At 51.4% G+C, this 22,120-nt stretch carries 18 protein-coding genes; 9 read left to right on the top strand and 9 right to left on the bottom strand.

The genetic code is table 11. From position 1 onward, the window contains the following. Positions 1–33 precede the first annotated feature (33 nt). Positions 34–1,944 (top strand): beta-N-acetylhexosaminidase, encoded by a 1,911-nt coding sequence (locus tag NYE70_RS16495; RefSeq protein WP_341046941.1) that lies wholly within the window; start codon positions 34–36, stop codon positions 1,942–1,944. A gap of 113 nt (positions 1,945–2,057) precedes the next feature. Here the strand turns inward: NYE70_RS16495 and NYE70_RS16490 are convergent, their stop codons facing one another. The 7 genes from NYE70_RS16490 to NYE70_RS16460 form a co-directional block, all read right to left on the bottom strand. Further along, a complete protein-coding gene (locus tag NYE70_RS16490; RefSeq protein WP_290406813.1) occupies positions 2,058–2,438 on the bottom strand; it encodes a DUF5684 domain-containing protein in 381 nt (126 codons plus the stop codon). Between the two features lie 381 nt (positions 2,439–2,819). Next, on the bottom strand, positions 2,820–4,079 hold the full coding sequence (locus NYE70_RS16485) for an MFS transporter (RefSeq protein ID WP_445323800.1): 1,260 nt from the start codon (positions 4,077–4,079) through the stop codon (positions 2,820–2,822). 190 nt (positions 4,080–4,269) lie between these two features. Further along, a complete protein-coding gene (locus NYE70_RS16480) occupies positions 4,270–4,452 on the bottom strand; it encodes a DUF2524 domain-containing protein (protein WP_211023125.1) in 183 nt (60 codons plus the stop codon). Positions 4,453–4,525: 73 nt separating this feature from the next. Next, a complete protein-coding gene (gene phnE / locus NYE70_RS16475; RefSeq protein WP_341046939.1) occupies positions 4,526–5,332 on the bottom strand; it encodes a phosphonate ABC transporter, permease protein PhnE in 807 nt (268 codons plus the stop codon). After that, the gene (gene phnE / locus NYE70_RS16470; RefSeq protein ID WP_341046937.1) at positions 5,329–6,144 is read right to left on the bottom strand and encodes a phosphonate ABC transporter, permease protein PhnE; all 816 of its coding nucleotides are present in this window, start codon (positions 6,142–6,144) and stop codon (positions 5,329–5,331) included. The genes phnE (NYE70_RS16475) and phnE (NYE70_RS16470) overlap by 4 nt, the downstream gene beginning before the upstream one ends. Then, on the bottom strand, positions 6,141–6,914 hold the full coding sequence (gene phnC / locus NYE70_RS16465) for a phosphonate ABC transporter ATP-binding protein (RefSeq protein ID WP_341047615.1): 774 nt from the start codon (positions 6,912–6,914) through the stop codon (positions 6,141–6,143). Before phnC ends, phnE (NYE70_RS16470) begins: the two co-directional genes overlap by 4 nt. Before the next feature lie 3 nt (positions 6,915–6,917). Further along, positions 6,918–7,916, bottom strand: coding sequence for a phosphate/phosphite/phosphonate ABC transporter substrate-binding protein (locus tag NYE70_RS16460; protein WP_373316685.1), 999 nt, complete (start codon positions 7,914–7,916; stop codon positions 6,918–6,920). Positions 7,917–8,102: 186 nt separating this feature from the next. Between NYE70_RS16460 and NYE70_RS16455 the strand changes: the two genes are divergently transcribed. Then, complete coding sequence (locus NYE70_RS16455; RefSeq protein ID WP_341047614.1) at positions 8,103–9,707, top strand: bifunctional metallophosphatase/5'-nucleotidase; 1,605 nt, start codon at positions 8,103–8,105, stop codon at positions 9,705–9,707. Between the two features lie 121 nt (positions 9,708–9,828). Next, entirely contained in the window at positions 9,829–10,383 is a 555-nt protein-coding gene (locus NYE70_RS16450) for a class I SAM-dependent methyltransferase (protein WP_290406816.1), read from the top strand. A 192-nt stretch (positions 10,384–10,575) separates the two neighbouring features. Here NYE70_RS16450 and NYE70_RS16445 read toward each other — a convergent pair whose 3' ends face one another. After that, entirely contained in the window at positions 10,576–11,175 is a 600-nt protein-coding gene (locus NYE70_RS16445) for a YkoP family protein (protein ID WP_341046936.1), read from the bottom strand. Positions 11,176–11,410: 235 nt separating this feature from the next. Here NYE70_RS16445 and NYE70_RS16440 point away from each other — a divergent pair, with 235 nt between their 5' ends. The 6 genes from NYE70_RS16440 (at position 11,411) to NYE70_RS16415 (ending at position 20,414) form a co-directional block, all read left to right on the top strand. Continuing rightward, positions 11,411–13,960, top strand: a complete 2,550-nt coding sequence (locus NYE70_RS16440; RefSeq protein WP_341046935.1) for a DUF2339 domain-containing protein — start codon at positions 11,411–11,413, stop codon at positions 13,958–13,960. Positions 13,961–13,983: 23 nt separating this feature from the next. Further along, positions 13,984–15,120: a hypothetical protein gene (locus NYE70_RS16435; RefSeq protein ID WP_290406819.1), complete on the top strand. Its 1,137-nt coding sequence runs from the start codon at positions 13,984–13,986 to the stop codon at positions 15,118–15,120. Between the two features lie 215 nt (positions 15,121–15,335). Further along, positions 15,336–16,034, top strand: coding sequence for a response regulator transcription factor (locus tag NYE70_RS16430; RefSeq protein ID WP_211023118.1), 699 nt, complete (start codon positions 15,336–15,338; stop codon positions 16,032–16,034). Next, the gene (locus NYE70_RS16425) at positions 16,018–17,052 is read left to right on the top strand and encodes a sensor histidine kinase (RefSeq protein WP_290406820.1); all 1,035 of its coding nucleotides are present in this window, start codon (positions 16,018–16,020) and stop codon (positions 17,050–17,052) included. Before NYE70_RS16430 ends, NYE70_RS16425 begins: the two co-directional genes overlap by 17 nt. Before the next feature lie 134 nt (positions 17,053–17,186). Continuing rightward, a complete protein-coding gene (locus NYE70_RS16420) occupies positions 17,187–17,879 on the top strand; it encodes an ABC transporter ATP-binding protein (protein WP_290406821.1) in 693 nt (230 codons plus the stop codon). Positions 17,880–17,882: 3 nt separating this feature from the next. Then, a complete protein-coding gene (locus NYE70_RS16415; RefSeq protein WP_290406822.1) occupies positions 17,883–20,414 on the top strand; it encodes an ABC transporter permease in 2,532 nt (843 codons plus the stop codon). A gap of 197 nt (positions 20,415–20,611) precedes the next feature. On the opposite strand, the gene NYE70_RS16410 is transcribed toward NYE70_RS16415, so the two are convergent. Continuing rightward, positions 20,612–21,946 (bottom strand): helix-turn-helix domain-containing protein, encoded by a 1,335-nt coding sequence (locus NYE70_RS16410; RefSeq protein ID WP_341046931.1) that lies wholly within the window; start codon positions 21,944–21,946, stop codon positions 20,612–20,614. Positions 21,947–22,120: the final 174 nt, after the last annotated feature.

The raw sequence follows: 22,120 nt of genomic DNA, 5'->3' as shown, positions 1-22,120 counted from the left end.
GTGTAAACGTTTCAATACGAGGAGGAAGAACGAATGAAGCTTCATTTTACCGGGAACGTGGCAGGGCTGTTGCCAGGCATCCGGGAGCTGTCGCAGGAGTTGTCGTTCATTGAAGCCGGAGACGGGCAGCAGATTCAAGTGGAGCTGTCGGGCGGGGGGCTGGAGGTTGGGCTCGAAGATGGAGCGGCTTACATACGCTATGCGCAGAAACATCAATTTTTCCGCGGGCTCGGATTGCTTGTGCAGTATGGGCGGAACGGAAGACCTTTTCATATAAAAGAGGAGCAGCATTTCGACACGATCGGGCCGATGTTCGATTTATCCCGCAACGGCGTGTTGACGGTGGACAGCTTCAAGTTCATGCTGCGCAAAATGGCCCTGATGGGCTTGAATTCGGTCATGCTGTATATGGAGGATACCTACGAAATCGAGGGCGAGCCTTACTTTGGCTACATGCGGGGACGGTATTCGCAGGCCGAACTCCGGGAAATCGACGATTATGCGGACCAGTTCGGGATTGAGGCTTTTCCGAGCATTCAGACGCTGGCGCATTTGGAGGAATTTCTGAAATGGGAGCCGGTATCGAAGTATAAAGATACAAAAGGGGCGCTCCTGGTCGGCGATGAAGCGGTGGAACGATTGATCGTGAATATGCTGGAGGCGGCAAGCGCGCCGTTCCGGAGCCGTAAGATTCATGTCGGTATGGATGAAGCCGAAGAGCTGGGCCGGGGAAAATACTTGGACCGGAACGGTTACCAATCCCGGTTCGACATTATGGCGGGACATCTGGAGCGTGTGCTTGAAGCCGCGCGCAGCCGCGGCCTAAAGCCGATGATGTGGAGCGACATGTTCCTCAAGTTCGCCTCGGCCGACGGCACTGAGCACTACGATGCCGAGACTCCGATTCCGGAGGAAATGGCCCGCCGCATTCCTAAGGATGTGGACATGGTCTACTGGGATTACGCGCATCAGGAGCAAGAGGATTATGAAAAGCTGATCGCCAAACATAAGCCGCTCGGCTGCAATCTGGTGTTTGCCGGCGCCGTATGGGTATTCAACACCTTCGGGGTCAACTACGGTCTCTCGCTGAACGCGACCGATGCCGCCTTGCAGGTCTGCAAGAGAGAGGGCATCCGTGAGGTGTACGCGACCATGTGGGGTGACGACGGTATGGAAAGTAATCCGTTCGGGGCGCTGCTGGGCTTGCAGTTTTATGCGGAGCATGCGTATTCGGCCGGGAAGCCGGCCTGGGAGCAGGTAACGGAGCGAGTCAAGTTCTGTACGGGGATCGATGCCGAGACGTTCCTGAAGCTGAAGGATCTCGACGAGACGCCGGGAGCGGAGCCGAATAACCGGAAGCAAAGTAATCCTTCGAAGTTCTTGCTGTACCAGGACGTGCTGCTGGGCTTGTTCGACAAACAGATCGAAGGGCTGGACATGTCCGCCCACTATGCAAAGCTGGAGCAGGATATCCGGGACCGGAGGACGAAGGACGCGGAGCTGGATTACATCTTTGAGGTGCCGGAGAAGCTGTGTGCGGTACTGAGGCGAAAAAGTGAGATCGGCATCGAACTGAAGCGGGCTTACGACGCGGGGGATTGCGCGGAGCTGAAAGCGATCGCGGAAGAGGTGCTCCCGGCCATCGCGGAGGCGGTGAAGGAGCTCCGGGCTGCGCACCGGAGTCAGTGGCTGCACATGTTCAAGCCGTTTGGCTGGGAAGTGCTCGACATCCGCTACGGCGGGGTCTTGACCCGGCTGGATACGGCAGCCGTCCGGCTGCTTGATTATGTGGATGGCCGGATCGGGCGAATCGAAGAGCTGGAGCAGGAGCGTCTGGTGTATAGCTCGGTCAATCGCTTCAACCAAAAGGGAGCGGGCTGGTGCAGTTATTACTACCGGATGGCCTCCCCTAACGTATTTTTCCACGTTCTGAATCCGTTCTGAATCTCGTAAATAAAGACATCCGGACATAACAAAAGACCGATCCGTTTGAAACGGAATCGGTCTTTTTGTTTTGGCTAGAATTTCTAGACAACTAAGTATGTACTAGACGCTGCTTAAGCCGCGAAATTGTTGTGCGGCGGAAACGGATTATTAAGCTGATATGTAGTGTTGCTTGAGTAGCCCCACACGAGCCATTGAATCGCGTAAACCGGAGACAGGAAAATATAGAACAGGACGTAAGCGCCGTTTTTTCCGAAGGCATTCAGCAGTTTAACCTGCCAGATGATCTGGAATACCAAGTTGGCGACAGGAACGAGCAGCATCAACACCCACCAGCCGCTTTGCTTGATCAGCCGCAGTTGCAAAATGATGTTCAGAACCGGGACGAAAGCAAACCAGGCGATATGGTCCAGTCCCGCCTTCTTGGCCAGAGAGAAATAGGCGCCGGCAAACAAAACATAGAGTGCCAGAATGAGTAAAACAACAAACCACATACAAAAAATCCTCCTTCAAAAATGTTTGAAAAATAGTCAAATCCTTCAACCTTATTCGACAGGTTTTTATGAATTCCTCTTATTTCCTGAAGGAATTTTAATATTGTATGAATCGGCCCCCATTCTAATGACACAGCCTCCCCTCGCTTGATGAAAAAATAAGGACCCTTCCGGGCGCTATTTGCTTGATGATCAGCGAGTGGTGGAAAATAGCGGACTTTCAGGGCCTTATTTCGCAGATAGGGGGCCTCAAAGACGATTATTAGCAAAATATAAATAAATAAGGCCCAAAAGGACCTTATTTTCGGGTGAAGTTCAGATTTCAGGGAAATAAGGGCCAAGATGGACCTTATGTTCGGAGGTTTGGAACAAATTTAACTTTTAAAGAAGCTCTTTTCGTCTCTTTAAATAGATATACAGGATCAGGCTGGCGAAGGAACAGATCACCGCGCACAGGCCGATGAACGCATACCCGGCTTGGAGGCCGCGCAGCAAGCCGATCTCCGATCCATGCTCCGTTATGAAGAGCTGCTTGATTCCGTCGGTAATCGCTCCGATCAGATAGTTGCCGAGGACGCTGCCTACCCCCATTAACGTTACGATAAAGCTGATGGCCGTATCGCTGTTTCCGCGATATCGATCCGCAATCAAGGCCATGATGGTCGGGTATACCGGAGCAATGCCAATCCCTGCAATGGCGAAAAGTGCCGCCCCCGGCTCACCTGCCAGAATGGCAGCAAAGGTGCAGATCCCCGTAAATCCCGCGAATAGGATGAGGGAGAGGGTATAGCCGATTTTATCCGTGATCGGGCCCGCAATGAGCCGGGCAAAGGTGAAGCAAAGGAAGAATGCGGACAGCATCCCGGATGCCGCGCCGGTCTCCCAGTGGTACGCCTTTTCCAGAAAGTTGACCAGCCAGCCTCCGACCGCCATTTCGGAAATAACGCCGAACGAAAGAATTGCTACCAGCAGCCAGATCACCGGGTCGCGCATCAGGGACTTGACCGGAATCCGGTCCTCCTCCGCCAGTTCCTTGGCGGGAAAACGGCCGAGCACGGCAGGGATCATAGGAATGAGGGAGAGCAGCAGAATGATCAGGTACATTCCTCTCCAATCGAGTGTATGGCCGCCGATGCTAAGCGTCATCAGCCCGGTGGCGAGCATTGGCGCGACGATGGAGCTGAGACCGTAGAAAAAGTGGGCGAGATTCATCATCGTCCCCATGTTTTTTACGAAAATTTGTGCGGCCAGGACCGCCAGCGCGATTTCCAGCATGCCGTTGCCGATGTACATGAGAAAATAGGAGCCCGACAGAGCCGGATACGTACGGGAAAAGAACATCAACACGCCCGTTAAGGCCATGAGGCCGAACGAAAGAGCGCTGACCCATTTGACGCCCCACTTGCGTACGAGAAAGGCGGTAAAGGAGCAAGCCAGCAGGTAGCCGAGCGAATTTAGCGACAAGAGGGTCCCGATTTGCATTTCATCCAAATGGAAGTCGGTCTGGATGCGCGGTATCGCGGGGCCCTTCACATTTTCAGAGAATCCGAAAATAAAAAAACCGATAAAGACGGTCAGCATCGGGAATAGAACTTTTATGCTGCGTTTTGTTTTAGCCTGAGCAGGCTGCAGATTTGCCATGTGTCCTCCAAGAAGCGGAAAATTTCGGTCCGGGCTTGGGGCTTTCGCCACCGCTGCCGAACACAAGGGAAATCGTATCACAATGTTCAGGATGAAGACCATATAACTATTTGTGATATTTTCAAATAAGTGCTTCTACACAGGAAGACCCCCTTTAGCCCGGATAGCCGGGGAAAAGAGGGTCACTGTGCTACTGGTTAATATCGCATTTGTTCATAATAAAAGAGATTTGGTTCTCCAGCCGGTTGATCCGTTCCTGAGACTCTTGATCCCCGGCGTTTTGTCCCCGAAGGGTCGCAAGCTCCTGCTTGAGTTGATGGAGATCGTCTCCGGCGCTTGCGCAGTCGTAGTTGCTTTCAAGATTGTCCAGCATCGCGTCTTAAATCCTCCTTGGTAAGCGTGTAGTCCTTTCTATTATGGAGAATTATTCCGCAGCTATTCACGGATTACACGAGCCTTTTTCGGATCGCTCCCGAGATCAGGTCAATTACCGTTATCATGACAATGATCCCTAGCAGGATAATCCCGACACGGTCCCAATTGCGGGAGCTGAGCGCAAAAATAAGCGGAGTACCGATGCCCCCGGCGCCGATAACGCCGAGAATGGTAGCGGACCGCAGATTGATTTCAAATCGGTAGAGCGTGTAGGACAGGAAGCCGGGCAGTACCTGCGGCAGAACGGCAAAGCGCAATATTTGCAGCCACGTCGCTCCGGCGGCGATCAGCGCCTCCGACGGACCGGGATCGATCTGTTCGACTTCATCGGCGAACAGCTTGCCGAGCATACCGACGGAGTGAAGTCCCAGCGCCAGTACGCCTGCGAATGATCCGGGACCGACCGCTTTGATGAACAACAGCGCCATCACGATCTCCGGAAACGTCCGGATCAGGCTAAGGAGTATTTTACCGGAGCCGGATATCGCTCTGAATTTGCTCATGTTGCCCGCCGCCCAAAAGGCGAACGGGATGCAGAGCAGGGTGGAGATGAACGTTCCCAAAATAGAAATGGCCAAGGTATCTAGTAAACCTCGCAGTAAATCCTCGCCGTCCCTCAGGTAGACATAATCCCAATCGGGGGAGAACAGGCCGGACAAGATCGCTTTTGTGACTTGCCCGGCCGTTTCTTTAATGCCGTTGAACGGAATCCCCGCAAATGCCCATATATAAATCACGGCCAGCGCGGCATAGATCAGCCAACGGGAAGCCTTCTTTTTCGGCTTGGGTGCGATTTCGTTCCATGGTTTGGTCGTCATAGCAATTTCTCCCGCAGTTTAGTGCTGGCATAATCGATGATTAACACGACGGCAAGGGTGAACATGATGATCATGCAAGTCTTGTCGTATTCGAAAAAGCCAAGCGTCACCTCGTAATAATGGCCGATGCCGCCGGCCCCGACGAGACCCAGCACGGCCGCGGCGCGGACGTTAATTTCGAACGTATACAGGGTAAACGATACGAAATGAGCCCGGATCTGGGGGATTACGGCATAGACGATAATTTGGATCAGATTCGCACCGGCTGCGGTCATGGCCTCCAGCGGCCCGGGGTCGATGGCTTCCAACGCTTCGTAAGTCAGCTTTGCAATCAAGCCCAACGAGAAGACCGACAAGGCGAACATGCCCGGTAAAGGCCCCAGTCCGAATACCGCGACGAAAAGAGCGGCCAGCAGCAAATCGGGAACCGTACGGATCAAGTTGAGCACGAAACGGGCCGGATAGGTAATCCATCGGTTCCTGATCAGATTGGCCGCACATAAAAGCGCGACAGGGACGGCCAAGATGGCTCCGACCGTCGTTCCGATCAGGGCCATGCGGATCGTCTCAAGCATTGCTTCCGCTATGTTATCGAGATAGCTCCATTTCGGTGGAAACATTTCACGCAGCAGATCGAGCATATTCGGAAAGCCTTGAACAAGCTCCTTCAGAGTCGAATCCGTCTGAGCGGCGCTGCCCCAGATCAGCAGCAGAATAAAGGCCAGGGTTAGATAATGTTTGAGTTTGCCGGGAGCCTTGGGGCGGACAACAGGACTCAAGGGCGGGTTTGCCGGTTCGGGTTGGGTATTCATACGGCGGCTTCCTCCAGCATTTCTTCCTTGCCGATCGGCCGGCCGTAAATCTCGGCGAACCGCTCATCCGTCGCCTCCGAAACCGGGCCGTCAAAGACGATCTCCCCGGCTCTAAGGCCGATGATCCGGGTGGCGTATTGCCGGGCCAGATCGATAAAATGCAGGTTTACGATGGTCGTGATACCGGATTCCTGGTTGATCCGCTTCAAATCGTCCATCACCTGCTTGGTCGTTAGCGGGTCCAGAGATGCGACCGGCTCATCGGCCAGAATGATTTTGGCCTCCTGCGCCAACACCCTCGCGATCGCCACTCGCTGCTGCTGCCCGCCGGACAATTCGTCGGCCCGGACATAAGCCTTCTCGGCGATGTTCACCCGGTCCAGCGCCCGGAAGGCCAGTTCCACATCTTGTTTGGGGAACTGGCCTAACACGGTGCGCAGGGTAGAGTGATAGCCGACGCGCCCCGCCAACACATTGCGGAGCACGGAGGTTCGCTTCACAAGATTGAAGCTCTGAAAGATCATGCCGATATCCCGGCGGATCATACGCAGTTGTTTACCTTTGGCTGCTGTAATCGACTTGCCGCCAATGAGAATTTCTCCCTCGGTAATATCGTGGAGCCGGTTCATCGACCTCAGCAGGGTGGATTTGCCGGCGCCGGACAATCCGACGACGGCCACGAATTCCCCTTGGCCGATCGTCAGATTGATATGGTTCAGTCCCTTGGTTCCATTAGCGTAGGTTTTGGATGCATTTCGAATTTCAATCATCATTTACTCCGTTTTCACCTTTTCGCCGTATTCACGGACGATATCAAAAATGCTGTCTTCGGATTTTACATAGCCTTCATGCGTATAGATTTCGGAAATGATCTTGTGGCCTTCTTCGTCTTTGCCGATCTCGATAAAGGCGTTTTGCAGCTTCTCGATCCATTCCTGGCTCATATCGGAGCGGACGCTGATCGTGTCGTTCGGAATCTTCTCCGTATACGTCAGCACGCGGGTATCTTCAAACACAGTAGGGTAATCGTTCTTCACCACATTACGGGCATCCTGGAAAATCGCCGCCGCATCGACATCCCCGTTCAGTACGGCGAGTACGCCTTGGTCATGTCCCTTAACGGTGATCGGTTCAACATCCTTCAACGGATCGAGTCCCGCTTCCAGCAGTTTTCCTGCCGGCCATACATAACCTGCGGAGGAAGTCACGTTTTGGTAAGCGATCTTCTTTCCTTTGAGGTCCTCTACCTTTTGAATCGGCGAGTCTTTCTTCACGATGATCATCGCTTTATAGAAATCGACCAGTTCGTCCGTCGGTTCGCCGGTCTCGTCTTTAACTCCAAAACGCTGCGCTTGCAGGATTACTTCAGCTGCCCCTTTTTCCTTGGCAAGCACATAAGCGGTCGGCGGCAGGAAGCCGACGTCGACTTTTTTGGAAGCCATGGCTTCAACAATGATGTTGTAGTCGGTCGATACGCTGACCTCTACCGGGATACCGATTTTGTCCGACAACAGCTTTTCAAGAGGCTTGGCCTTGGCTTCAAGCGTATCGGCGTTCTGGGAAGGAACGAATTGCACGGTCAGCTTCTCTGGAACATAGCCGGTCGTTTCCGGTGCCGAGTTGTTCTTGGCGTTCTCGCCCTGCGAGTTATTCTGGCCGGCATTTGCCGCAGCTTTTCCTCCGGTGTTGGTGGCGGCTTCATTAGCACCGCAACCGCTGATTACGGCAATGGACAAAAACAGGGGCATCATTAATTTCGTGATCTTTTTCAAATGGTATGACCTCCACTTTTTTTATTGGATGAATTGGGTCTTGCTGGTTTCACTATAAAGTTGGACTATTAACGGACCGTCAGAGAAATGATAATTTTTTGTAAAATTCAAGAAATTTAATATAAACCTGCATTTTGATTGCTAGAATTTGAGATGAATGTTAAGGAAGGGGCGATCCCGATGAAGATGGAAGCCGAGTTCGAAACGAGGAATACGGCCAAGACAAAGACGATTACACTGCTGGCGACCAGCGATATTCACGGGTATCTCTATCCGACGAATTACCGGATGCGGGATGAAGTAGACCTAGGCCTTGGGAAACTGGCGGCCATCATCCGCGAAGAACGCAGGCAAGACTCTGATTTGCTGCTGCTGGACAATGGAGATATCATTCAAGGTTCGCCGTTAGCTGCGTATGCGATAAAGCATGGAGCTGAAGTTCATCCTGCGATCGAGGCGCTGAACGCGCTCGGTTACGATGGCGTCGTACCCGGTAACCATGAGTTTAATTACGGCCTTGAACCGCTCAGCAAAATAATGAAAGATTCTTCGTTCCCCTGGTTGTCCGCCGGAATCACGATGCAAGGGAGTTCGGAGCTTGCTTTTGGCCAGCCGTATCTCATTAAAATGATAGAAGGCATTAAAATCGCGGTACTGGGCGTCACCACGCATTACGTTCCAAACTGGGAAAATCCCGCGAACATCCAGGGACTTCGTTTTCATAATGCGCTGGCAACGGTGAAGGAGTGGGTACCCCGCATCCGGATGGAGGAGCAGCCGGACGTGATGATTGTGGCCTATCACGGCGGATTCGAGCGGGATTTGCGGACCGGCGAGGCGGCGGAGAAATTAACCGGCGAGAATCAGGGGTATGCGATGTGCGCGGAGGTGGACGGCATCGATGTGCTGATCACCGGGCATCAGCACCGGCTGCTTGCCGGAGAGGTTCGCGGCGTGACGATCATCCAGCCGGGCTGCAACGGCCAGGCGATCGGCAAAGTCAGCGTGGAGCTGGTCCATGAACAGGGCCAATGGACGATCCGGCAGAAGCGGGCGGAGCTTTTGAAGCCCGATGGGCCGCTGGAAGCCGATACAGCCTTGCTTGCATTGAGCCGGGAGCTGGAGGAGCGGACGCAGCGGTGGCTGGATGAGCCGATCGGGCGGACCCAGGGCGACATGACGCTGGATAGCCCGCTGGGATGCCGGCTTGCGGAGCATCCTTTTATCGAATTCGTCAACCGGGTTCAGATGGAGAAGGCGGGCGTTACAGTTTCCTGTACGGCGCTGCTTCACGAGGAATCACCGGGATTCGGGGAGATCATCACCCGGCGGGATGTGCTTGCGAATTTCGTGTATCCGAATACGCTGGCCGTGCTGCGGCTGACCGGACGGGATATCCGGGCGGCGCTGGAGCAGACGGCCTGTTATTTCACGGTGGGGAAGGACGGGGACCTAGAAGTGAATCCGGTTTATCTGGAGCCGAAAGCCCAGCATTACAATTACGATATGTGGGAAGGCATCGAATATGTATTGAATGTGGCTAAGCCTGAGGGAAGCCGGGTAATCCGATTGCTGTATGAAGGCGCTGAGCTATCGGATGAGCTGGAGCTGGATGTCGTCATGAATAGCTACCGGGCAGGCGGGGGCGGGGATTACGATATGTTCCGGGGCAAGGAGGTCATCAGGGAGATTTCCGCGGATACCGCCGACTTGGTCGAGGAGTATATCGGTCGGCATATGACGATATCAGCACTTTGCAACAACAACTGGAAGGTGGTGCTGGAGCCTTAAACCGCGACCAACGGCCAATCAGCACTGTCATCCTTTTTGAGATCCGTTTAGAATGGAATTATGGCGCCCGGCAGCAGTTCCGTGCTCGCCTTAAGTGATAACCAAAGGGGCTGTAACATCTATGACGATCTCCGCTCATACCTTGCTCTCGGGCCTTTTTCTAATCATCGCATTACTGGCGGCGTTATCCATCGTCTTCTCCAGTTGGAGGAACGGGATCTCGCCTATGCCTACCTCGGCCCCCGTACGACAAGCGGTTATTACCGAACTCAGCAAGCTGAACGGCATCGAAACGATCATTGAGGCCGGGTCGGGCTGGGGGACGCTTGCTATTCAGGCCTCGCGTCTTAATCCTGGATGGCATATTATCGGCATCGAGAATTCGCCCGTGCCGCTCGCGGTTTCCCGCTTGATATCAAGATGGCAGTCTAACCGGAATACCGTTTTTATTAACAAGGATTTGTATGAGTATGCCTTTGAGGAAGCCGATGCGGTCCTCTGTTATTTATATCCCGGAGCGATGAGCCGGCTTGACCCGATTTTTCGTGAAAAGCTGGCTTCCGGAACCTACGTGATCAGTATTTGCTTCGCGCTTCCCGGCTGGACGCCGGAACGGGTGGTCACTTGCAGAGATATGTACCGGACGAAAATTTACCTATATAAAACTCCGCTTTAGAACTCCGCAACAGACTCGGCACCAAAAATTTCCTCATTAATTGCATAATTCGACATAATTCTTCCACGTGGAACATTTTTCGACAAAGAGCCTCGCTTTGCGGGGCTCCTTGTATAGCTCTAAGTATTTATTTTAGCTTTCAAATAATTTATATGTGTTCAGCGGTTGAAGGTACGTCGGGTAGACGTTTTCTTACGCCGTCTTAGGTGCTGGGGAGAATCGTTCGATCAACGCTGCCCGGGTCATTACCAGCCGCAGGGGGATCAGTTTCTCGGCATGAGGGCCGATGCGGGCTCCGTTCCGCGGGTGGAAAACCGTAAGCAGCAGCCGTAAGTAAGAGGTGGTCAGTGACCGGAAGGTGCCTTGTTTCAGAGGATGCGTTTCAAAACCTAATCCGTGGGTAATACCTCTGTGCAGCAAGGTGATCCCCTGCAGTGCTTTTACATGCCTAAGTTGAGGAAGATTTTTCACTTCCTCGCTGATTTGGCGCATGGAACTGCGCGTCAGCCGGGCTACCCGCAGCGCGACCTGGTTGGCATCGTGGGTACGTAGCATATCCAGAATGAACCGGTTGTCCAGATGGAGCTCCCCGATCCAATCGCCCGTACGGATCAAGGTCCCATCCTGACAAGCAATGCTCGGCCCATGGTATTTGATCACGAACATTTTACATATGCCGTAATGCCCGGAATAAAGAGAGCGGGCCCTGCCGAAACGGTCGAACCATTGCTCCCAGCCCATCCAGGCCCATTGAATGAACCGTTTTAAATATGTGACGTTCGCAGGCTGCATTTTTGATCCTCTCTTTCACTATACATATCGTAATGCCGTCTTCAGTATAACGACTGCCGGGGCTTATGAAACCGGCCGGATGTCGCAATCCCGGCAGGACTGAAGTCCAGTCTCTATACTAGACCCTGTGCTTGTGCGCAAGAACTCGACAAGAAACATTTTTGTAAAATCAAGGGAAAGATCGCGGTTTTGTAGTAAAATAAATAAAACATCAAGCCGGTAATGGAGGAAAGGGATGAAGGATTTTAGGGATCGATTCAGTTCCATCAGAGATAAACAAAATCAGCTGAGCAAGGAATATCAGGACCTTATGGCCGAGTTTGAAGCCAACGATGCCGTAAGGGAGAACGAGAAGCTGCGCCGGGAGTATGAAGAATACAAGCAGCGGGTCGGCGTATTGGAGGCTAGGCTGCATGTTTTGGAAAAAGAAAACGGCGGGCTCCGCCACGCCCTCTCCGAACAGATTCTGGACGAGAAACTTAATTTGATTAAAGCGTCGCGGGAAAAGCTGGAGACTTATTTTGCAACTACGGGGCCTGGGCATATGAACCGTTTGGATGCGGTGGAGTATGGCGCCAGACAACGGATGCATGCGCTTTACGAGCAAGCGGAGAGACATCTGGGTGCGGATAAGGAGGTCATCACCGCCAAACTGGGACAGTTTCAGGAAGAACTGAACCACCGTATGGCGGACCATCGCCGGCATGTATTGGAGGAGGACCGGAAAATCCGGCAAGAAGCGGCGCAGGGATATGAGCAGCTGGTAACGGAAGGCGTTAGCGAAGAGACGATGCAGCGCCGGATGAAACAGAACCGGTTGGAAATGAAAATCGGAATGAGCTGGATCAACAAGCTGGCGATTTTGCTCATCATTTTGGCGGTAGGCACATTTTTTAGATATTCCTTTTCCGCCTGGTTCAACGACTATATGAAGGGTGGAGTCATCTTCTTGCTAGGGGCGCTGATGCTGGCCGGCGGAGCATGGCTGTTCCGGAAAAACAAACAGGTCTTCGCGCTGGGGCTGCTCGGCGGAGGCATCTCGGTATTGTACGGATCGGTATTTTACAGCTATTTTTTATTGGAAATCCTCAGTTTATTTGTGGCGCTGGCCATTTCGATCCTGATCACGGCCACGGCCATTTTGCTGTCGCTCAGGTATGAATCCCGAACGATCTGTTCCTTCGGGCTGGTAGGCGGATATCTGCCTTTCTTTTCTTACATGGCGGCATACGGTCTGGAAGGAAGCGCCGTATATGTCTCGATGGGCTACCTTTTCCTGTTGAATGCGCTGATTCTGATCATTTCATTCCGCAAGCATTGGCTGGTCGTCAATTACATAAGCTTTGTTTTTAACATCGTGTCGATGCTGGTGCTCGTGTTCATTGCGGATCTTCCGGCGGTAGGCATGCTGTATTCCGTCGTTACGTTCCTGATGTATCTGGGCATTACCTTGTATGTTCCGTTTAGAAATAGAACCAAGCTCTCCTGGTGGGATTTCGCCCTGCTCACGCTGAATACGGTCATCAATTGCGCGACCCTGTACAGCTTGCTGGAGCGTGCGGATTGGAACCATCTCAGGGGCTTGCTGGCACTGGTATTCTGCGCGGCGTATTTTGGGCTTGCCCGGATGTCCCGCAAGTATCTGGAGCCGGAAAAAGAAACCCGACTGCTGTTCTACGGAACTTCGCTTACGTTCTCACTGCTAATCGTTCCGTTCCAGTTCGGCATTGCTTATATGTCCCTGGCATGGCTAATCGAGGGGATTCTACTGTCGGTACTCGGCCACCTTTACCGTTACAAGCAGCTGGAGCGGATCGGCTGGGGGATCGTGGGGCTTTGCCTTGGCGCCTTCTTGCTGGTCGATTCCTGGGTCAGCCTGTTTAATCAGGACGCGCTTGATTTTTCCTGGAAGTACACCTTTGTCTCGCTGGGGCTGCTGGGGCTCATTTTGTTCTATGCCATTCGGCTGCAGGATGCGGGAGATGCGAGACGCTACGGTTCGGGAGAAACGACTCTGCTTTCAGTTATGAAATATGTGGCGCTCGTCAATACCTGGCTGTATCTTCTGTATGAAACTGGCCGTATCTATAAACGGCTTATGCCTGGGGGAGCGGACCTGTACGACTTCTACAGAGTGCTCCTGATCGGCGCCGTCACGTTGGTTGCGGCTTACGCCTTGTCCAAGACAACGGTTCTCTATGATCGTTTCGTCAAGTATTACACCCGTATTTTGTACAGTATCGGATATCTTGCTTGTATGGCGGTCACCTTTACGATCCCGGCGCTAAATCCGTCCGGTTCCTATAATTCAGCTGAGAATATAATGGCCCTGGTGATTCTGATCGGCTTTAATTTACTGGTCTTTTTCAGCGGACGCGATTTGATCATCAGCATTTTTGAAGAACAAATGGGGATGCGGGAATGGATTCCGGTCATTCTTGCGGTGTACCTGTTCGGTACGATTACGGCATTCCTTGGCGTGCAATTCAGGCTGGGGCATATCGGATGGCTGTTTAGCCTGACGTATTTGCTGCTTGCGATCGGATACATCGTTTACGGGTTCCGGCATAAATATCTCGTGATCCGGCGGGTTGGATTGGGCTTGACCCTGCTTTCAACCGGTAAAATGCTGCTGTTCGATTTGAACCTGATGTCGACGGGCAGCAAAATTGTGGCTTATTTCAGTTTCGGAGTCGTGCTGCTGGGGATTTCCTACATCTATCAGAAGGTATCCAACAAGTTGGGAGCAGAGGAGGAGAACATTTCGGCGGACTCGCAAGGATAAAAAGATAAAGGGAGACTCTCTTGATGAACATGAACTGGAGTTCGGAGTCAGTAAAAGGGTTCCGCTTAATTTCCGCCCTCCTGCTATCATTGGCGCTAATGATCGTGGTAACAGGGTGTTCGCGTGATAAAGGGGCCGGGGATTCCCCGGCCCCGCATTCTATAGCTCCGGATCATATAGCTCCGGATTCTGTAGCTGCGACCGTGGTGCCTGGACGATACTTGATTTCAGATTACAGTCCTATAAATGTGGGTTTCGCTGAAGTGACCGCTCTGTCCGCAGAACAGGGCCGGTATCATTTAAGCTTGTCGGTCGTCAGGGGATTCAGCCACCATAACGGTGCTATGGAATTTGATTTCGGATGGGACGCTGACATGTCCGAATTCAAGCCGGAGGATGAGGAGTTCAAGGATGTCTCTTTGCGTTTTACGGAAAATTCGTTGACTGTGGATTATCCGGGCACAGAATATGGAGGCATGAACGCCGAGCCAAAGGGAACTTACTACTTATCGAATTCCGATGGCGAGGAGGTCCCGTTTCTAACGAAGCTATATGAATTGATCGGGCTGCCAGAAGCCTATCGCAGCGGTTATTCCGACGTTTATACCTTCGAACTCGACGACACACGGCTTTTGTTGCTTGTAGAGTCTCAAAACACTCTCGATAAGGGCGAGTTAGCGGAGCGACATCTGGCTCTGTATGATATTCCGACCCGAAGCCTGGAGAATTTGGGGGAGGCGGCAGACTACAATGTGGCTGATAACCGGGATAAGCTGCAGTCCTTGGGAGCGGATGAGGATCTTGTCTACAGGGTGCTCCGCAAATCCTACCATGATCGGCTCATCGGTTTGGAAATGCAGAAGTTTGATGAGGGCGAGCCGGGATTTTTGAATACGGAGGAGTACAAATTAAGTGAGCAAGAGGCTTTCTATATTGCAACTGGACTGAACAACATGACCAGGTACGTTAATAACGCCCGGGGAGAAGACAATATCGGGTCGATCTTTATTTTGGAGGTTGACCGCTCGGATGAAGCAACCGTGGTTGTTCACTTTTACGAGCTTGTTCGAAACGGGGAAGATGACGAACACACCGCCACCAGTGACTGGCTGGAAGTAGACCGTGCCTCGGGCCGGGTAAGCAGCAGTTTGTTTGATTAACCGAATAGAGTTATGCGGCTTCGCCCCGTATCACGCTTGGCATGAGTATTATCGATAATGCCAAGCGTGGTGCGGGGCTTTTGTGTAACTAAATATGCATCTAATTCGTTTGAAGAACAGGTATTACGGGAATTAGGAATGAAACGGATGATGCTTCACGGGAATGGAACTTTGTGTATAATAAGGCCAATGAAGAAGGAAGGTAGAGTCTGCGCATGACTACGTTGCTCATTGTGGAAGATGACACTAGCTTGAATAAAGGGATCGCCCTTACTTTAGCGCAAGACGGAATCGCGATCGAACAAGCCTATGATTTGGCCGGGGCGGAACGCCGGTTTGCCCAAGGCGGCATCGATTTGATCGTGCTGGATGTAAACTTGCCGGACGGAAGCGGGCTGGATTTTTGCGAACAAATCAGACGGACTTCGCAGGTGCCCGTCATTTTTTTGACGGCCAACGATATGGAGTCCGATATTGTGCTGGGCTTCGAATTGGGCGGCGACGACTATATCACGAAGCCCTTCAGCCTGATGGTGCTGCGCTCGCGCGTGATGGCGGTGCTCCGCAGAAGCCGTTCGCTCTATGAGGAGAAGCTGGTCATCGGTCCGCTTGAGCTCGATTTTGGGAACATGGAATTCCGTAAACAGGGCTGCAGCCTGTCTCTCAGCAAAACGGAGCAGAAATTGCTCAAGGCGCTGGTGTCCAACCGGGGCCGGATTTTGACGAGAATGCAGCTTATGGATCAGATCTGGGACCGGGAAGCGGAATTTGTGGACGAGAACGCACTGACGGTTACGGTGAAGAGACTGCGTGCCAAAATCGAAGACGATCCGTCTTCGCCGGTCTATCTTAAAACCGTTTATGGATTGGGTTATGTATGGACTGAAGGAGCGGGCGATGAGAAAAAAGAGTGATTCCCGCTGGGGTGTCATATATGCGGTATTTGCTGGGCTTTTCGTGCTGGTGACAGCAGGATATATCGGAGCCGTGACGTATTTTACCGGCCTCGATACGGCGGTAGGATGGGCTTCGGCGGCGTTCGTTATTCTATTGCTTCTGCTAGGGGGGCTCCTTGTGGGAACGATGAGGTCGGAGGCATCCGCAACCGTCACGGCGCTAAACGAGATGATGGACCGGGCCATGGGCGGACAGCCGCGGCAAACCGGTTATACGGAAAGCCGGGTTTCCTCTCTTGAGCACAAAGTTATGCGTTATGTCGAGTTGTCTAACACCCATAAACGAAAGGCGGAGGCCGAGAAGAGCAGCATTAAGGCGCTGATCTCGGATATTTCCCACCAGACCAAAACGCCCCTCACCAACATTGTTCTGTACACCGATCTTCTCGGAGAAACCCAGGGACTCGATGAAGAGACCCGCCAATATATTGCAAGGATTAAGGATCAATCGGGCAAGCTGGATTGGCTGATTCGTTCCCTGATCAAAATGTCGCGGCTGGAGACAGGCGTCATAGCGATCCATACGGAACTCGCTCCATTGATCGGAACGGTATCGGGGGCTGTTTCGCAGATTTATGCCGCGGCGGAGCAAAAAGGAATCGAAATCAGGATCGATTGTGATCCCGGTACGACGGCGAGGCATGATGCGAAGTGGACGGCGGAGGCGCTGTTCAATCTGCTGGAGAATGCGGTGAAATACAGCTATTCTACCGGCGGGGTGATTTCCGTTACCGCCCGGGCGAACGAGATGTTCACCCGGATCGACATCGCCGATACCGGCATCGGCATTGAGGAAGGCGAGTGGAATGCCGTCTTCAAGCGGTTCTATCGCAGCCCGAGAACGGCGGATTACGAAGGCGTCGGTATCGGCTTGTACCTGACCCGTGAAATCCTCACGGCCCAAGGCGGATACATTAAGGTATCCTCCGTGCTTGGCGAGGGCTCCGTTTTCACGGTATTCCTGCCTGCGCTTTGAGGAGACAATATGACCATTCCGTTATATTTCGGACACCGGGGTGTCAGATTGATTTGCTATATTGAGTCTGTACCGTCAGGTGCGGACTCTTATTTATGTAACGCTGACATCAATAAACCCGGAGGAGAATACGAATGTCGATATTGCAAATCGATCAATTGAAAAAATATTACGGCAAAGGCGAATCGGTAGTCAAAGCCCTGGATGGAATATCGCTCACGGTAGATCGCGGCGAGTTTGTAGCAATCGTCGGAACAAGCGGAAGCGGCAAAAGCACGCTTTTGCATATGATGGGCGGCCTGGACCGCGCGACGGAAGGGAAAGTGCATGTGGACGGCAATGATATTTTTGCCATGAACGACGAGCATCTGACCATATTCCGGCGGAGGTCGGTGGGCTTTGTGTTTCAAAGTTATAATCTCATTCCGATCTTGAATGCCTATGAAAATATTGTGCTGCCGATCGAGCTGGATGGCACCGGGGTGGACAAGGAGCATGTGGACCGGATTATTGGTGCGCTAGGGTTGAAGGAGAAGGTACATCATTTACCGTCCAGCTTGTCGGGGGGGCAGCAGCAGCGGGTAGCGATCGCCAGAGCGCTGGCGACGAAGCCGTCCATCGTGCTGGCGGACGAGCCTACGGGGAACCTGGACAGTAAGACAAGCCAGGAAGTGATGATTCTGCTGAAGCAGCTCAGCGAAAAGTTCAATCAGACCATAGTGATGATCACTCACAATGAGGAAATTGCCCAAACTGCGGACCGGATTATCCGGATCGAGGACGGCCGGATTGCACCCCGTCCCGGAGCCGGCGGAGCGGGGAGGTAGGCTATGAACATTGCGACCAATTATGGAAAAGCCGTTACCCGGCTGGCCAAGCGGAGCCTTAGAACCAATCGGATGCGTAACCTGATCATTATCTGTGCCGTCGTGTTGACGACTTTGTTAATTACGTCGGTGTTCACGATGGGCTTCAGCATTAACCGGTCCATGGAACAGACGCAGATGAGGACGGCGGGGAGCGACTTCCACGGCAGTTTTAAATACCTGAACGCGGAAGAGGCCGACAAGCTGGCACAGCATCCTTCCATTAAACAGTATGGGAGAGCCGTACTCATCGGGTATGGCGTGAATGAGGAATTTCGTGCCTCAAAGTTGGAGATCAATCAGATTGACGAGAGCCTGGCCAAGCACAGCTTTATCCGGTTAGAGGAAGGCAAACTTCCGGAAGGCGAAAATGAAATCGTCCTGAACACCTGGGCGCTTGATTTGCTCGGTGTGCCTCATCAATTGGGGGCCAAGGTACATCTGGATATGGATATTAACGGCGAGCAGGTGTCGAAAACCTTTGACTTGTCCGGGTATTATGAAGCGGATCAGTACCTCGCCATGTCGGGGCTGGCTTTTTTATCGGAAGCTTTTGTCCAGGAGAACCTCTCACATATCGATCCGGAGCAAACGAGGCAAACCGGCACCTATGTAAACACAACGCGTCTGGATGTCATGTTCAATAACTCCTACGGCATTGAGGACAAAATCAAGAAAGTGATGTCGGACACCGGCATCAAGGCGGATTACGGGGTGAACTGGGCGTACTCCAGCGTGGGAATTTTCGAGGATCCTATGAATGTACTGCCTTATGTCTGGCTGATCCTGATCATTATGTTGAGCGGGTATTTGCTCATCTACAATATTTTTCACATTTCTGTGGTCCGGGACATTAAGTTTTACGGCCTGCTTAAAACGATCGGAACGACGCCAAGGCAGCTCCGGAAGATCATTACGATGCAGGCGAACCGGTTATTTTTGATCGCACTGCCGATCGGACTTGCTTTGGGATACGGGGTCGGCCTTTGGCTAATGCCGATGATGAAGACCTTCTCCTCCTTGGAGGAGGAAAGCGTATATTCGATAAGTCCGCTAATTTTCATAGGCGCTGCGCTATTCTCTTATCTTACCGTTCGGATCGCTGCCAGCAAACCCGGCCGCACCGCCTCGCGCATCTCGCCCGTCGAAGCCGTAAGATTTACCGGACTGAACGACACGGGCCGCAAAAAGACGAAGCGGTCAACGCAAGGGGCCAAGCTGTCCCGCATGGCTCTGGCTAACCTGCTCCGACATAAAAAGAAGCTGATTCTGATGCTGGCGTCTTTATCGGTAAGCTTGATCTTGTTCAGCATTATCTATACGGTGATTTCATCGTTCGATGTGAATAAGTACCTGAGCACCTTTATTTCGGGAGATATCGTCGTGAAGGAAATGCCGGATCGAAGCCAACGTTACTCGGAGGGGGGGACCGTCGCGCTTACGGACGATATCGTCAAGTCGCTGGGGGCTATTGACGGGGTAAAGAGTACGGATAAGGTTTATTTTCAAGGCGATCTTTTAAAAATAAATAAAACCATCAGGCAGACGCTTGAACCGTATGCGGTCAATGAGGACCCCAAAATTCCGATATTCACGTCCATTCTGGATAGGGGAAGTATTGAATTACAAGTTCATGGGATCGATCCGGGATGGTACGATGTGATCCAAAAAGGAGATATCGTTTCAGGTAGTTTTGATCGCGAGAAATTTGCCACCGGAAATTACGTGTTGGTTACAGAGGCGCTACTGGACGGAGGGAATGACGTGTATGCGGCCTATTATAGGCCCGGCGACCGGATCAAGCTGGACAGCATGGACAAAAGCTATGAAGTCATGGCGGTGCTAAAGTCGGATGCGCTTTATGCGGCAGGAACCCAGTCGTATAACGTTGCGGGCTTCAAGGTATATTTTCCGGCGGAGGAGTTTGCCCGTTCGGTAGAAAACCCCGGCATCCTGTCTGCCACTCTTCATGTTGATCCCGCCAAGCTGGAACAGGTGATAAGTACGGTCCAGGGTATGGTCGATTCCAATCCGGATTTGATGATGAAGTCCCGGGAAGATTTCAAAAAAGAGATGGACGGATTTATCCGTGTCTTCCAAACAATCGGCTACGGACTCAGCCTCATCATTGCGCTAATCGGTATCCTGAACTATATCAACACGGTTATCACGAGTATCATTACCCGGCGCAACGAGTTCGCGATTCTGGAGAGCGTGGGCATGACCCGCAAGCAGTTGAAGAAGACGCTGATTTACGAAGGATTATATGGAGTTGTGCTAGTCGCGTTAATCGGCGGCACCGCCGGATTGTACCTGACCTATGTCGTTGCCAAAACCATTTCCGAGAATCTAGCATTCACGGTGTTCCATATGTCCGTATGGCCCGTCGCTTCCGCGATCCCGCTGCTGGCTGTGATTTCTCTCGCCATTACACTGACTGCATATCGTTGGCTGTCGAAAGCTTCGATTGTGGAAAGGTTGCGGGAGGCGGAGTGAGGGAGATAGGCGTTAAAATGAAGAAAACCTCCAAGTAATTTGGAGGTTTCTTCGTTATCGTGCTCGACTCATTGGATATGTAGGGGACTTTAATTAAAAACTGCCGTGTTGGCTAAGTGTAGTGAAAATAGGATCTGATACAAGGAATACAACTGCTAAAACCAAGCCACCTGCTAATAAAGCTGCCATTCTTCTTTTCATACAGCCGCACACACCTTTCTAATAAGATGGTTATATGATAAGTGTATTTCACTGGATGCCTGATTTCTAAATTCCTCAAATAACCCAATATACTTCAGGATATGCTGTTCTTTATTTATTTTACTTGAAAAATCCAAACCTTGTAACAAACTTGTAAAACCATTTTCGAAATTATTCGTCCGCAGATAATAAAGGGTTAGTTCGTATAAAAATTTGGCGAAGTCATCAAAGACAAGTTCGCTCCTGTAGAGATGATTTGTTATTGGAACGTATGCTTTGATTTCTGAATCAAATTTAAGCAGAACGGAATCCAGGTCGAAATGATATCGATTTGCGGCGAATAACATATTTAATAAGGCAGTAGGAAATTCCTCAGGTCTCGTTTCCATATAATTAACGTAATCCCAAAGTACACTGAAATCTCCGCTCATAATCCGATTTGCATAGGTGTTGGCTTGTGCCCATTCAGCAAATAGATGTTTCCAATGTTCCGCATCGTTGTCGGATTCCCTTACCCAGCTTAAATCGGCATATTCATAAGTGTATTTCAAGGCCAGCTCGTAGTCGCCCCTACCTTCGGCAACACAGGCATAAAGAAGATTCGCATAAGCGATATATACAAACATTGGCCTGCCTAATTTGTTCTGGTACTCCATGAGCAATCTCTCGGCACGCGGCTCATGGAAATATATTATTTTGGCCTTGATCTCCATCTCTCGGGTGAAGGTTTCTACATTGTCCCACTGTTGAAGAGATCGATACACATTGGCTAAATCCTTAAGGGCCTCAATTTGAAATACTTCATCCAGTCGATCTACGTAAGGTTCAAATTGACAGACGGTTTTGAAATTCAGCATTTGATCTTTTCCTACCCGGATCTTAAACAGCCGATACTGGCACATCGCCAACCGCTCGGAATGCTGTTTCCGCTCACTGTCTGCCACATTTTCATAGAGGATTTCCGCTGCTTTATAATTGCCGGCCTGGAATAATTCCTCTGCCATATCAAACAGGGGTCCGGCATAAATCAAATGATCCAGCAGTAAATTTACGACATCCTGAATGCAGTCCAGCTGGTCCAGTTCTGCGCAATTTAATAGCAGAGGGCGGATGCGGCGCCAATCGGAGCGATTCCCATCCAGGTACTCACGAATGTAGTTGGTATAAAAATGGCCTCTAGGATAACCCAGCACCTCAGTAATGGAGTCCAACTGATCAATCGTCAGCTTACGTGTACCGCTTAATATGTAACTAACCGTTCCTACATTGAAATCCAGTTTCTTTGCTAATTGACTTACACTAAGCTCATTACGTTTCATAAATAAATTCAATTCCGATAGAATCGAGTGAGAATTCAATGGCACCACTCCTAGAGTCATTCTCATACCAAGGATATGAAAATTACTAGTAATGCATTGGAGGATTTATATCTGGTATACCACTAATATATCCATATACTGGGATGCGGTCAATTAATTTACTGTGAAATGAGAGATTAGAGAAAT

Source organism: Paenibacillus sp. FSL R5-0407, from assembly GCF_038009185.1.
GTDB classification, from domain to species: Bacteria; Bacillota; Bacilli; order Paenibacillales; family Paenibacillaceae; genus Fontibacillus; species Fontibacillus vini.
The sequence above is the reverse complement of the archived record's forward strand: the minus strand, read 5'-3'. Positions and strand labels throughout refer to the sequence as shown.